General features: G+C 76.1%; 9 protein-coding genes. 1 reads left to right on the top strand and 8 read right to left on the bottom strand.

What is annotated here, in order from left to right; genetic code table 11:
* Nucleotides 1–3 precede the first annotated feature (3 nt).
* Nucleotides 4–858, bottom strand: coding sequence for a methyltransferase domain-containing protein (locus tag ACPC54_RS31930; RefSeq protein ID WP_498969846.1), 855 nt, complete (start codon nt 856–858; stop codon nt 4–6).
* Nucleotides 859–943: 85 nt separating this feature from the next.
* Entirely contained in the window at nt 944–1,123 is a 180-nt protein-coding gene (locus tag ACPC54_RS31935) for a hypothetical protein (protein ID WP_498969848.1), read from the bottom strand.
* Nucleotides 1,124–1,130: 7 nt separating this feature from the next.
* Between ACPC54_RS31935 and ACPC54_RS31940 the strand changes: the two genes are divergently transcribed.
* The gene (locus ACPC54_RS31940; RefSeq protein WP_498969850.1) at nt 1,131–1,982 is read left to right on the top strand and encodes a TetR-like C-terminal domain-containing protein; all 852 of its coding nucleotides are present in this window, start codon (nt 1,131–1,133) and stop codon (nt 1,980–1,982) included.
* A gap of 172 nt (nt 1,983–2,154) precedes the next feature.
* Here the strand turns inward: ACPC54_RS31940 and ACPC54_RS31945 are convergent, their stop codons facing one another.
* The 6 genes from ACPC54_RS31945 to ACPC54_RS31970 form a co-directional block, all read right to left on the bottom strand.
* Entirely contained in the window at nt 2,155–4,725 is a 2,571-nt protein-coding gene (locus ACPC54_RS31945) for an FtsX-like permease family protein (RefSeq protein ID WP_498969852.1), read from the bottom strand.
* Nucleotides 4,719–5,519 (bottom strand): ABC transporter ATP-binding protein, encoded by an 801-nt coding sequence (locus ACPC54_RS31950; protein ID WP_498969854.1) that lies wholly within the window; start codon nt 5,517–5,519, stop codon nt 4,719–4,721. Before ACPC54_RS31950 ends, ACPC54_RS31945 begins: the two co-directional genes overlap by 7 nt.
* Nucleotides 5,520–5,631: 112 nt before the next feature.
* On the bottom strand, nt 5,632–5,757 hold the full coding sequence (locus ACPC54_RS31955; RefSeq protein ID WP_498969856.1) for a hypothetical protein: 126 nt from the start codon (nt 5,755–5,757) through the stop codon (nt 5,632–5,634).
* Nucleotides 5,754–10,475, bottom strand: a complete 4,722-nt coding sequence (locus tag ACPC54_RS31960) for a DNA repair ATPase (protein ID WP_498969858.1) — start codon at nt 10,473–10,475, stop codon at nt 5,754–5,756. Before ACPC54_RS31960 ends, ACPC54_RS31955 begins: the two co-directional genes overlap by 4 nt.
* A gap of 37 nt (nt 10,476–10,512) precedes the next feature.
* Complete coding sequence (locus ACPC54_RS31965) at nt 10,513–12,531, bottom strand: flotillin family protein (RefSeq protein WP_498969860.1); 2,019 nt, start codon at nt 12,529–12,531, stop codon at nt 10,513–10,515.
* Nucleotides 12,532–12,594: 63 nt separating this feature from the next.
* The gene (locus tag ACPC54_RS31970) at nt 12,595–13,044 is read right to left on the bottom strand and encodes a hypothetical protein (protein WP_498969862.1); all 450 of its coding nucleotides are present in this window, start codon (nt 13,042–13,044) and stop codon (nt 12,595–12,597) included.
* Nucleotides 13,045–13,371 lie beyond the last annotated feature (327 nt).

Consider the following 13,371-nt stretch of genomic DNA (forward strand, 5'->3'; position numbering starts at 1 on the left):
TGGTCACCTCGTCGGCTTGACGGCGGTGTGAACGTACCAGCCCGTCACGTTGCGGACGGCGTACATCTCCACCGTGGTACGGAGATTGAGCCACTTCGCCGGATCGCCGAACCGGCGCACCAGCTCCCACGGCAGCCGGAAGTACACGTGCACGGCCTCCGTGGTCGGCAGGTAGTACGAGGTCGCGTCCATCGCCTCCTCGACCTCGAACCCCGCCTCGGTGAGCAGGTGCGGCAGGTTGCGGGCGTGGTAGATCCGCGCGCCGGGGAGCACGTGCGCGTCCAGGTACGGTTCGAGGAGCGTTCGGAGGCGTGGCTCCATCTCGTCCAGCGGGCCGAGGCTCATCGGGCCGATCAGCACCAGCCGCCCGCCGGGGCGCAGCACCCGGTGGAACTCGGCCAGCGCGCGGCGCGGGTCGTAGGAGTGGACGAGCGTCTCCATCGAGTAGGCGCCGTCGAACTCGCCGTCGCCGAAGGGCAGTCGGTGGTAGTCGCCCCAGCGGAAGGCGGTCCGGCCGTCCAGCGCGGCCCGGGCGCTCAGCCGGCGGGCCTCGGCGAGCAGGACGTCCAGGACGTCGACCCCGTCGACCACCAGGCCGAACCGGGCGGCCATCGCCCGCGCCACCACCCCCGACCCGCAGCCGGCGTCCAGCACCCGTGCGCCCACCGGCAGTGCCAGCTTGCGGCCCAGGACGTCCTCCACCTGCCGCTGGGCCCGCCACAGCCGCCACTTCGACTGGCCCGGCTCCGTCCACCCCCAGTGCCGGGCGTTGCGCGCCACGAGGGCGTAGAAGAACCGGCTCCCGGTCCGCCCGTACACCCTGCGCAGCCCGGCGAGATCGAGTTCCTGAGCGCCCATGCGGACACGCTAGCGGCGGGCCCGGGGCCGCTCCCGGCGGCGCCACGCGGACTGCGCTGCCGGGAGGGAAGGTGCGGTCGTCGGACTATCCGACCAGGGCGAGCTCCAGCCACGGGACGATCCGGCCCATCGCCACGTCGAGGCGAGAGACGGCGCAGTGCCCGGTGTCCCGGATCAGCTCCATCCGGGTGGCCCGGCGCTCCGCGAACACCAGGGTGTCGTGCTGCGGGACGTGCACGTCGTCCTCGCCGTTGACCACCAGCATCGGCGCGTTGACGTCCCGGTCCAGCAGCGGGCGCAGGTCGAAGGCGGTGAAGGCCGCCTCGCGCTCGGCCCCGGCCGACCGTGCCGTTGCCGAGCGTCCGGGCGAAGGCGATCAGGCCCTCGACCACCTCGGCGCCGCCGTCCGGCGTCATCGGCAGGTGGTCGGTCTCGCCGGTGCCGGGCAGGTCGAACGCCAGCAGCCGCACCGGGAGGGCGAGCGCCAGCTGCTCCCAGATGCCGTGCAGGTCGGTCTTCCAGGAGTCCAGCCCGCCGCTGGCCAGCAGGACCGGGGCGTCGGCGGGCAGGCCGGGGGCCGCGATCAGGTGGACGGGGAGGGTGGCCGTGCCGCCCCGGTACGGGACGGTGACCGGGCGGCGCTCGAACTCCACCGGGAAGCCGGGGGCGGCGAGGACGTACTGCTCGACCTGGCGGGCCAGCGCGGTGCGCTTCGGGCCGTCCGCGAGCGAGGGGAACTCACCGCGAGCGACGAGGGCATCCCCGTGCCCGACACCGGGACCGTCCGCACCGACCTGGCCGCCTTCGCCCGCGCCCTGGCCGACTACCTGGCCACCCCGCTCGGCCGCGCCGTCGTCCGCGGAGCCGTCCTCGGCGCCGACGACCCGGCGCTCGCCGAGTCCTGGCAGGCCTTCTGGCAGTCCCGCCTCGACCAGGCCGGCGTGATCGTCCGCCGGGCCGTCGAACGCGGCGAACTCCCGGCCGACACGGACACCTCCCTCGCTCTGGAACTCCTCTGCGCCCCCCTCCAGGCCCGCGCCGTCCTCGGCCACCGCGCGATCGAGCCCGACCTCCCGGACCGCTTGGCGCACCTGGTCCTGGACGGGCTCCGCGGGCGGGCGTAGGAAGTCGGCGGGGTCGACTTCCTGTGCAGAGGCGTGAAGGGCCGTCGGAGCGCGCCGCGTCCCGGTGCCGCCCGGCCGCGCGCGGCGGCCGCGGGTGGGAACCGAAAGCGCCGCCGACTCCCGTGGAGTCAGCGGCACTTGAGGTCGCTGCGGCGCCCCGCGGGGCGGGGCCTCAGGCGGCTCCGGCGGCGCCGCGCAGGATGGTCTGGCCGTCGCGGCCGCGGAGGGCCAGGGCGGCCGGGAGCACCGCCGCCGTCAGGGCGATGGCCGCGCAGCAGGCGGCGAGGACGCCCAGGACGCCCCAGGGCACCACGGCGGGCGTGGGGCCGACCAGGTGGGTGAGGGCGGCCCAGGAGCCGCCGACGCTGAGCGCCGTGCCGAGCCCGCCGAGGAGGGTGCCGGCGGCCACGCACAGCAGCGTCTCGACGGCGACGGCGCGCAGCACCTGCGCCTTGGTGGCGCCGGCCAGGCGGAGCAGGGAGAGCTCCCGCCGCCGGTCGGTGACGGTCATGACCAGCGAGTTGGCGAGCGCGATCGCCGCGTAGCAGATCGCCAGGCCGAGGATCATCAACAGGGCGTTCCAGGAGGCCTCTTCGGTGCTGTCGGTGGCACCCGACCAGATCTCCTCGGGAGTGACGAGCCGCGCGCCGAGCCCGTCCACGGCGGTCCGCAGGGCGGCGGCGGCCTGCTGGCGGTCGGTGCCGGGCAGCAGCCGCAGGTCGATCCGGTCGGCGAGGGCCGGGCCGCCGACGCCGCCGGTGACGGCGTCGGGCGCGGTGACCCAGGCCTGGACGGCCTCGGCGCCGGTGCCGAGCAGGGCGGCGACCCGCAGGCTGCGCGGGGTGCCGTCGGCCAGCCGGACGTCCAGCTGCTGCCCGACCTGCGGCGCGCCGGGCCAGGTGCGGCTGAGCACGACGGAGCCGGGGCGCAGGTCGGCGAGCGAGCCCGCGACGACGGGGAGGCGGTCGACCTCGGCGAGCGCGGCCGGGTCGGCCGTGGCGGCGCGGAAGGCGACCAGGGTCTGGGCGGTCTGGTCGGCGGCGATCAGCGAGGTCGGGGTGGTGGCCAGCGCCCGGACGCCGGGGACGGCGTCGACGCGGTCGACCACGGCCCGGCTGAGCCCGGGGGTGCCGGCCGGGGTGACGACGAAGTCGGCGGCGGCCAGCCGGTTGTGGACCTCGGTGACCTGCGCGCGGTTGATGGTGTCGATGCTGCCGAGCAGGCAGCCGGCGAAGGCGACGATCAGCACCACCGGGGTGGTGGTCGCGGCGGTGCGCCGGAAGGCGGTGAGCGCGCTCTGCCGGGCGGTGGCCCAGACGATGCCGCCGCCGTCCTCCGCGGTGCGCCCGCGCAGCCGGGCCGCGAGGCCGGGTACGAGGGTCAGCAGCCGGATGACCGGCCCGGCCAGGACGCCCGCCAGCAGGACGCAGCCGGCGACGACGGCGAGCAGCAGGCTGAGCGAGTCGGCGGCGTTGGCGGCCGCGTCGGGCCAGTACCGGGCGGTGACCGCGACGGCCGCGAGCGCGCCGCCCAGCACCAGCAGGCCGCCGGTCCAGCGGAAGGCCAGCGAGATCCGCGAGGGCCGCTCGACGTCGGCCTCGGCCAGCGCCTCCCCGGGGCTGATCAGCCCGGCCTTGAGCGAGGACAGCAGCACGCCGCCGAGCGCGGTGAGCAGTCCGATCAGGGCGGCGGTCAGCAGCGCCCACCAGGCGATCGGGACGGTGAACCCGGCCGGGACCAGGTCGCGTTCGACCAGCCAGCGGCCGGCCGGGGCCGCCCCGGCCGCGCCGAGCGCGCACCCGGCGACGGAGGCGAGCACGCCGACCACCAGGGCCTCCCGGTGGACCAGGGTGCGCAGTTGGCGGCGGGTGGCGCCGATCAGCCGCAGCAGCGCGAGTTCCCGGCGGCGCTGGGCGATCGACAGGGCGAAGGTGCCGGCCACCACGAACACGGCGGTGCCGCCGGAGACCGCCGCGGACAGGCCGAGCGGGGTCTGCACGTCCTCCAGCCGGTGGCTGACCTCGGCGTGGTGCGGGTCGGCCTGGGCGCGGTCGGCGCCGGTGAGCACCCGGGCGACGTGGTCGCCGCCGGCGGCGACCACGGCCCGGCGCACCGCGTCGGCCGGGCCGAAGGCGGCCAGCGCGCCGACCGCGGGGCAGTACCGGGCGGCCTGCGCGTCGGTGAAGAAGACGGCGCGCTCGAACGGCTCGGCCTCGGTGACGCCGGAGACCGTGGCGGTGTGCGGGCCGTCGGCGGTGACGTACCGGACGGTCCGGCCGACCTGCTCCGGGCTGCCGCCGCCGACGACGACCTGGTCGTCGGCGGCGGGCGCGGTGCCGGCGGCCAGCCGGTAGCCGCCGAGCTCGGCGGCGGACCAGGCGCGGCCGACCTGGGGGCCGGCGGAGCCGGGGCCGTCCGCGAGCTGGGCGTAGAAGGTGCGGTCGGCGACGGTGCGCCCGGTCGCGGTGACGGCGGCGATCAGCTCGGGCGGCAGGCCCGGCTGGGCGGCGACCGGGGTCGGCGAGGTCTCGCCGGTCGCGGTCCGGAAGTCCACGCTGAGGTTCGCGGTGACCAGGACGGGCGCCTGCGAGAAGCGCTGACGGCCCTGGTCGGGGACGTCGACGGTGGCGGCGATGACCAGGATTGAGACGGCCATCAGGGCGACGCCGCAGGTCAGCGCGACGAAGCTGCCGACGAAGGAGGCCCAGCGCAGCCGGACCGAGGCGAGGGCGAGGGTCAGCACGCGACGGCCCCCGCGACACTCTCCGCGACACTCTCCGCGACGGCCCCCGCAACGGCAGCGGTCTCCAGCGCGGTCATCCGGGCGGCGACCTGTTCGGCGGTGGGCCGCTCCAGCTCGCCCGCCAGCCGGCCGTCCCGGAGGAAGACCACCCGGTCCGCGTAGGAGGCGGCGACCGGGTCGTGGGTGACCATGACCACGGCCCGGGTGGGGTCGTCGGCCATGCCGCGCAGCAGCGCCAGGACCTCGCGGCCGCTCGTGGTGTCCAGCGCGCCGGTCGGCTCGTCGGCCAGCAGTACGGCCGGGCGGGTGATCAGCGCCCGGGCGATGGCGACCCGCTGCTGCTGGCCGCCGGAGAGCTCGCCCGGCCGGTGCCCGGCCCGGTCCGCGAGGCCGACCGCGGCCAGCGCGGCCGTCACCTCGGCGGGCGCGGGGCGGCGGCCGGCGAGCCGGGCGGGGAGCGCCACGTTCTGGGCGGCGGTCAGGGCGGGGAGCAGGTTGAAGGACTGGAAGACGAAGCCGATCCGCTCCCGGCGCAGCACCGTCAGCTGCTTGTCGCGCAGGCCGCCGAGGACGGTGCCGTCGACCAGCACCTCGCCGCCGTCGATGGCTTCCAGGCCGGCGGCCGACCGCAGCAGGGTCGACTTGCCGGAGCCGGAGGGGCCCATGACGGCGGTGAAGGTGCCGAAGGGGAACCCGATGCTCACCTCGGCCAGGCCCACGACGGGTTCGGGGCCGCGCCGGTAGGTCCGGCGGACGGAGCGGAGTTCGACGGCGAGGCCTGTGCTGCTGTTCATGATCATATTTCAGCAGGCGGCGCGGGTCCGGACCAATGGCCGGGGGTTCACTTCCGGGGGTGTAGCCAGCTACACCCCCGGACACGCCCACCTCCGCTCACCCCTCGACCGCTCACCCCACGTCGCGGGCGGTGCTCCCACGCGCCGTCAGGTTCCAGGTGATGATCCGGCGGGGGTGCACCCGGATGACGTCCTTGCTGAACACGTCCTGCTGCACCGGCGGCACGTCGACGGTCACGCCGGCCCACGCCAGGCCCGCTTCAGCTCCTCCCACCGCCGCGCCCGCTCCGGCGTCAGGGTGCCCCGCAGCTCGGCGAGCTTGAGCAGCTGCGCCTCCGCGTCGGCGCCCAGCGGCTGGGCCTCGGCGCGGTAGTGCTCGGTGAGCAGGGCGTCGAGTTCGGGGCGGGTGAGGGCCGGGTCGAGGCGCTGGGCGAGTGTGGCCATGTTGCGGTAGGAGCCCTGGAGCAGGAACGGGGGTTCGGTGCGGGTGCGGTCGTCCTGCGCGGCGGAGGCGAGGTAGGCGCGGTTGACGGCCAGCACGGTGCCGCGCAGGTGCAGCAGCCCGGCCAGCACGGCGGTGGTCCGCTCGGCCTCGGCGGCCGGCCAGGCGGCGGTGAGCTGCCCGCCGGGGGTGCCCGAGGCCCGGGCGAGCAGGGTGTCCAGGTCGGCCGGTTCGGCGGTGGCGAGCGCGGCCAGGTGGGGGCTGGCGGGCAGGGCGTTCTCGACGAAGCTGAGCGCGAACAGGTCCTCGCGCCCGGCGACGGCGTCACCGAGGTTCCAGACGTCGGCGCGGTTGGCGAGCATGTCGGGCAGCCGGAACAGCCGGCCGGACTCGGTGTACGGGTTGGCGGCCATCACGACGGCGAAGCGCTTGCCGCGCAGGTCCCACTCGCGGGCCTCGCCGTCCCACACACCGTCGATCCGGCGCTGGGCGTCGCACAGCGGGATGAAGCGCTGCAGGAACTCGGGCGAGGTGTGCTGGACGTCGTCGAGGTAGAGCAGCACGTTGTCGCCCGCGTGCAGGGCGAAGTTGAGCTTCTCCAGCTCGCGCCGGGAGGTGGCGTCGGGGGCCTCGGCCGGGTCGAGCGAGGTGACGCGGTGGCCGAGGGCGGGGCCGCTGACGGAGACCAGCAGCAGGCCGAGCCGTTCGGCCAGGTACTCGACCAGGGTGGTCTTGCCGTAGCCGGGCGGGGAGACGAGCAGCAGCAGGCCGCTGCGGTCGACGGGCCCGCCGGCCTCGGCGGTGCCGAGCTGCTTGGCGAGGTTGTCGCCGACCAGCGGCAGGTACACCTGGTCGATGAGCCGGTTGCGGACGAAGCCGTTGAGCGGCGCCGGCCGGTACTGGTCGAGCCGCAGCCGGGTGTGCTCGGCGGCCAGCAGCTCGCTGCGCAGCCGCTGGTAGGCGCGGTGGCCGGGGGCGTCGGTGGCCTCGAACTCCCTCACCCGGGCGAGCAGTTCGTCGAGCCGGAGGTCCAGGGCGCCGCCGGAGACCCGCGGGTGGTCGCCGAGCAGGCCGGTCAGCCGGGTGCCGACCGGGCCCTCGGCGACGCGGCGCGGCAGGGTCGGGCAGAGCAGCGCGGCGGCGGCCTCGGCGAGGTCGCCGGGATCGGCGTCGGAGGCGGCCGACTCCAGCCAGGCGGCGGCGAGTTGGCGCCGTACGGGCAGCAGCGACGGCTCCTCGGGCAGTGCGGCCAGGGCCTCCGTCAGCCCGGCGGACTCGGGCGTGGCGCGGAACTTGTCGAGCAGTGCCGCCGCCCCGGCCGCGTACGCGAACGTCGGCTCAGCGGCGCCGAGTTCGGCCGCCAGGTAGCCCCCGGCCCCGACCGCTCCCGGTACGAACCCGGCGACCGCGGCGTCGAGTTCGGCGGCCAGCAGCTCCAGCGCCGGGACGGCCGCCCCGAACGCCCGCCGGGCGAGCGCCAGCGAGCGGGCCCGGGTGTGCCAGACCAGCCGCTGCCGCTCGTCCGTGCCGTGCGCCCAGTACAGCTGCGCGGCCGCCCGGGCCGCCGCCGGGTGCCGCAGCAGCCCGGCCCCGGCGTCGAGCCGCAGCAGCGCGCCGAGCAGCAGCGCCGCGTCGTGGTCGTGCACCCCGCGCTGGTAGCCCTCGTCGGGCCGCTGCTCGGCGGCCCGCCGCACGTACTCCAGCAGGTCCGCGTCGGGGGTCAGCGCCCCCGGCTCGGCGGCCAGCAGCAGGCTCGCCGCCAGGCACTCGGCGCGGTACAGCGCGGGCGTCTCGGAGGGCAGCGGCCGCGCCCAGTAGCGTTCGGTGGCGGCGAAGGCCGGGTCGGTGACGGGGGCGCGGTAGTCGGTGCCGGTAAGGGTGAAGGCGGGGCGGCCGCGCCAGGGCAGCAGGGTGAGTTCGGGCCGCTGGGTGGTGACGGCGAACAGGTGGCGGCCGAGCCGCAGGGTGCCGGGGCCGTCGCCGGCGAGGTCGGCGCGGTCGCGCAGCGCGCGGCGGGCCCGGCCGCGGGCGGCGCGCAGCCGTCCGGTCAGCTCCTCGGCCCGGACGCGGTCGCCGAGCGCGGTCAACCGGGCGGCCAGGTCGCGGAGTTTGACGGCGGTCGGGTCGGCGGCGAAGGCGGCGTCGATCTCGGCGGCGGTGTCGAGCGCGGCGAGGCGGCGGTGCAGGGTGTCGAGGATGCGGTCGGCGGAGGCGGCCAGTCGGTCGGCGCGGCGGGCGCGTTCCTCCAGCAGGTGCTGGCGGCGGGCGGTGAGCGCGTCGTGGACCTCGGTGCGCCGTTCGGCGAGCCGGTCGCCGAGGGCCTGGTCGGCGTCGGCGAAGCGGGTCTCCAGCTGTTCGATCCGCAGCAGCAACCGGCCGAGCTGGTCGTCGCAGGCCTCGGGGGTGTCGGCGGCGGCGAGCGCGGCGGTGACGGCCTGGGCGAGCAGGGCGGTCTCGGCGGCGAACTCGGCGGCGGCCTCCCGGGTGCGCAGCTCGCGGCGGCGGACGCTCAGGGTCGACCGGGCCCGGTTGAGCAGGCCGAGGACGTCGGCGAGCCGGTCGAGGACGGCGGTGCGGGTGGTGGCGTCGGCCAGGTCGAGGGTGCCGACCAGTTCGGAGACGGTCTGCAGGGCCTCGCTCTGCTCGCCCAGGCGCTCGAACAGCGGCGCGGCCTCGGCGGCGGTGGCGATGTCCGCACACCGTGCGGCCAGGTCGCCGGCCCGCTGCCGGTGCGGTTCGAAGGCGGTCGGCTCGGCGAGCCGGCCGACGGCCCGCGCGGCGGCCTCGGCCAGGCCCTCGGCGAGGTGCGCGGCGAGCGCGTCCACCCGGCCGGTGTCGACGCGCGGAAGGTCGCGCAGCGCCTCCACCCGGCCCTGGGCGCGGCGCAGCCCGGCCAGCCGGTCGACCCATTCGGCGGCGTCGGCCGGGGTCTCGCCGCGCGCGGTGCGCAGCAGGCCCTCGACGTGCTCGGCGGCCTCCTCGGCCTGGGTGGCGGCGTGCGCGGTGAGCCGGGCGATCGCCTCGTACTCGGCGATGACCCGGCGGGCGGTGTCGCGGATCTCGGCGAGCGGCGCGGCGAGGTCGCCGAGGCCGTCCTGGCCGAGCCAGTGGTGGCGGTCGGCGGTGCGGGTGCAGGCGGCGAGGACGGCCCGGTGGCCGGCCGGGGTGTCGGCGCCGGCCGCGGCGAGCCGGGCGAGGGCGAGGCAGTCGGCGAGGCCGCGGACCAGGTCGGCGTTGCCGATCCGGGCCAGCGGGCCGTGCCCGGGCGGTTGTTCGGCGGCGTGCCGTTCGCTGGTGAACGGGGTCTGCCACAGCTGGACGGGGTGCAGCCGGGTGGGCCCGTCCTCGGCGGGGCGCAGGGCGACGAGGGTGCCGTCGTCGAGCAGCGCGTAGCCCTGGCAGGCGAGCGGCGCGGCGGCCTCCTGGCGGACGGAGTTGTACGGCTGGAGCAGGGCGCGGCCGTCCGCGGCGGAGCGGAACTCGTACAGCACGTCCTCGCCGTTGGGCGAGACGACGGTGCGCTCGTGGGCGAGGCCGTCCACCGGCTGGTCGAAGGTGCGCACGGTGCCGTCCGTGAGGTGGCAGCCGCCGGGGAAGGCGACGCCCTGGTCGGCGGGCAGCCGCAGGCAGGCCTGGCCGAGCGCGTCGATCCGGGTGACGGTGCCGGTGGGCAGGTGGACGACCAGGTGCCGGACGGTCTCCTCCTGGTACGGGCGGACCCGCACCAGCAGCAGGGTGCCCAGGCGGGCGTGGGCGATCTGGGCGTCGGCGAGGGTCTGCAGCGCCTCGGCCAGTGGCTCGCGGTGCAGTTCGCGGCCGTCCGGGGCGGTGAGGGTGAGCCGGCCGCCGTCGACGCCGAGGCGCAGTTCCCCGGCGAGGTCGGCGCGCGGCGGGGTGCCGGGGGCGGCGGGCAGCTGGTCGTCGCGGGTGAGTGGCGTCCAGTCGAGCTGCTGCCCGTCCGCCGGGGTGTGGTCGCGTTCGCCGCGGCCGTCGTGGTAGCTCGGCTGCCCCTCGTCGGGGGCGAGCCAGCGCAGCACCCGGACGTCGGCGGCGGCCGGGCCGGTGCGGAAGACGGCGAGCAGCCGGCCGGCGGCCGGGCGCAGCCGGTCCAGCCGGGCGTCGCGGAAGTAGCGGCGCAGGTCGGCGAGGTCCTGGCGCAGCCGGGGGTCGTCGAGCAGGCTGCCCTCGGCGGGCGCGGGGGAGAGGTCGGGGTGGTGGAGGGTGAGGACCTCGGTGAAGTCCTCGTCGCCGCCGGTCGGTTCGACGGGCCGGGTGCCGAGCAGGAGCAGCCCGCCGGCGGCGGTGAGGTCCTGCGGCAGGCAGGCCCGGGCGGTGGTGAGCCGCCCGGTACCGGCCAGCCGCAGCTCCCCGCCGCCGAACTCGGCGACCCGTCGGGCGTTCAACGCCGTGGCCCGGTCGGCGAGTTCGGCGGCGGACCGGGCGAGCCGGTCGCGCAGGACCTCGTAGGTGCCGGCGTCGAGCCGGGGGTCGGAGGCGGCGGCGGTGGCGTCCACGGTCAGGTTCCTCGGGGTGTTCGGAGGTGCTGGGGGATCACTTGGAGCCGTTGGCCGCCGCGAGCGCCCCGATCGGCGTCTCGGCGATGCCCAACTTCTTTGCGGAGTCGAGCAGTTGGCGCAGCTGCCCGGCCTGCTCGCCGCCGCCGGCGCCGATCAGCCGCAGCAGCAGCGCGGAGACGGTGAGGTTCTGCACGTCGGCCGTGGAGACCGAGGACAGCACCCGGGTCAGGTCCTCGGTGAAGCTGGCGCTGCCGTCCAGCCAGGGCCCGGCCAGGGTCTGCGCGGTCTGCGAGTGGCCGACGAAGGCGTCCACCGCCTTGCCCGCCGACACCGACTGCACCAGCTTGTCGAAGAAGACCGAGTCCCCGCCGACGATGTCGATCCTGGCCTTCTCCAGGCCGGCCGCGACCAGCGCCGCCTGCGCCTCGGCGATCTGCCGCTGCGTGTCCAGCCCGGCGAGCCGGACGTCCTTCTCGGCGGCCAGCCGCAGCCGGTACTCCTCGTGCCCGCGCGAGGCCTCGTCCAGCTTGGCCATCGCCGCGGCCTTCTCGGTCAGGCCCTCGGCCTCCGCCTTCAGCTTGGCGCCGACCTCCAGCGCGGCGGCCCTGGCCTTCTCGGTCTGCACGACGGCCTCGGCGCGGCCCACCTTCTCCACCGCCGCGGCCTCCTGCTCCCGCACCTGCACCCGGGCCAGGCCCTCGGCGGCGGCCTCCGCCCGGACGCCCTCGGCCAGCTTGACCTTGGCGGCCGCGTCCAGCTCGGCGGCCTGCTGCCGGGCCTCGGCCAGCACCAGCGCCTCGCGGGCCTTGTGCGAGGCGGCCTGCTCGGCGGCCTCGGCGGCCTTGATGTCCTTGACCAGCTTCTCCTGCGCCTCCGCCTCGGCCTGGATGACGACGGCCTTGCGGACCCGCTCGGCCTCCTCGGTGGCGCGCAGCGTCTTGACGGCCTCCTCCTGCTCGGCGACGGTGCGCTCGACCGCGACCCGCTCGCGGACCACGTCGGCGACCTCCCGGCGGCGGGACTCGACCTCCTTCTGCTTGGCCATCACGGCCAGTTCGGTCTCCCGCTCGCGGCCGACGACCTCCAGCAGGCGGTCCTTCTCGATCCGCTCGTTCTCCACCGCGATCACCCGCTCGCGGTTCTTCTGCGCCACCGCGACCTCGCGGGCCTGGTTCTCCCGCTGCACCCCGAGCAGTTCCTCGGTGCGCAGGAAGGCGGTCTGCGCGTTCAGCCGCTCCTCCTCCTGCACCCGGGCGATCACCGCGTCCTCCTTGGCCCGCAGCGTCTCGATCTCGCGGCGCTGGCGGATCTCGGCGTCGGCCTGGCGGCGCTCCAGCTCCAGGACGGTCTCCCGGGCGTCGACGTTCTGCCGGGTGATCTCCTTCTCCTCGGTGCGCTGGTACTCGTTGGTGCGCACGTGCTCGATCGCGGTCAGCTCGGTGATCTTGCGGATGCCCTGGGCGTCGAGGATGTTGTCGGAGTCCAGCTGGCTCATCGGGGTCTGTTCCAGGTGGTCGATCGCCGCGTCCTCCAGGGTGTACCCGTTGAGGTCGGTGCCGATGACGGCGATGATCTGGTCCCGGAACTCGTGCCGGTGGGTGTACAGGTCGGTGAAGTCCAGCTGCTTGCCGACCGTCTTCAGCGCCTCGGCGAACTTCGCCGCGAAGAACTCCTGGATCGCCTGCGGGTCGCTGGCCCGGACGGTGCCGATCGACTGCGCGACCTTGACGACGTCCTCGACGGTCTTGTTCACCCGGACGAAGAACGAGATCCGGATGTCCGCCCGGATGTTGTCCCGGCAGATCAGGCCGTCCCGGCCGGCCCGGTGGATCTCCACCGTCTTCGCGGTGATGTCCATCAGCTCGGCCTTGTGCAGGACCGGCAGCACGATCGCGCCGGTGAAGGTGACGTCCACCTTCTTCGTGCGGGAGACGATCAGTGCCTTGCCCTGCTCGACCTTCTGGAACAGGCGGCCCACGAAGAGCAGCACGGCGAGCACGATGAGCAGCACGACGGCGACGAGTACGCCGAAACCCACGGCGATGGTGTCCATCACGGAGTCCTTTGACGAGAAGTGGTGCGAAGAAGTGGAGCGGGAAAGGGAAGTGACGGAACGTCAGGCACCCGGCGGCGAAGGGTCGAAGGCCGCGACCAGGAACACCTCGGCCTCCGGGTCGTAGTCGAAGACCAGGGCCGTCCGCCCGGCCGTCAGCCCGGGGTCGTCCTCGACCGTGCGGACCTGGACGGTCGCGGTGGAGCCGTCCTCGGCGGTGACCTCGGCCTGGCCGAAGTCGGCGGTCACCCGGCCGGTGCGGATCACGCAGACCCGGCCGACGAAGTCCGCCCTGGTCACCGGGCGGTCCTCCGGGAACAGTCGCGACAGCGGCCGGACGATCACCCGGGTGCCGGCCCAGGCGGCCACCAGCGCGCCGGCGAACACGCCGCCGCGCGCCGGGGCCCCCGTGGTGAGGACGGTGCCGGCCAGGCTGACGAACCAGGCGATCGCGACCAGCAGCGACACCGCCACCGTCGCCGGAACCCCGCCCAGCCCCAGCCCGTCCAGCACGCCCCCGTGATGATGGGACTCGGACCCCCCGTGCGCCGCGCCCCCGCCATGGTGCCCCCCGGCACCATGACCGGCCGCACCGTGCCCCCCGGCACCGTGCCCGACGTGGCCCACCTGACCCACGTGCCCGCCGTGTCCGGCGCCCACGTGGTGCCCGACGCCGTGCCCCCCGTGCAGGGCGTCGAACCCGAGACCGCCGACCAGCATCAACAGCCAGTACCCGACGACCACCACCAGCGCGAAACTGAACAGCGCGGTCGGAAAGGCCAGCGCCGCCGCGACGAATCCCCCGACCCCGGCCACGCTCCCCCGCCTCTCCGTCCGACA

This window comes from Kitasatospora sp. NPDC094028 (genome assembly GCF_049543595.1).
GTDB lineage: Bacteria > Actinomycetota > Actinomycetes > Streptomycetales > Streptomycetaceae > Kitasatospora.

Coding starts and splice junctions, on each gene's coding strand:
- ACPC54_RS31930 (WP_498969846.1), bottom strand. CDS start 858: ATGGGCGCTCAGGAACTCGATCTCGCCGGGCTGCGCAGGGTGTACGGG.
- ACPC54_RS31935 (WP_498969848.1), bottom strand. CDS start 1,123: ATGCTGGTGGTCAACGGCGAGGACGACGTGCACGTCCCGCAGCACGAC.
- ACPC54_RS31950 (WP_498969854.1), bottom strand. CDS start 5,519: ATGAACAGCAGCACAGGCCTCGCCGTCGAACTCCGCTCCGTCCGCCGG.
- ACPC54_RS31965 (WP_498969860.1), bottom strand. CDS start 12,531: ATGGACACCATCGCCGTGGGTTTCGGCGTACTCGTCGCCGTCGTGCTG.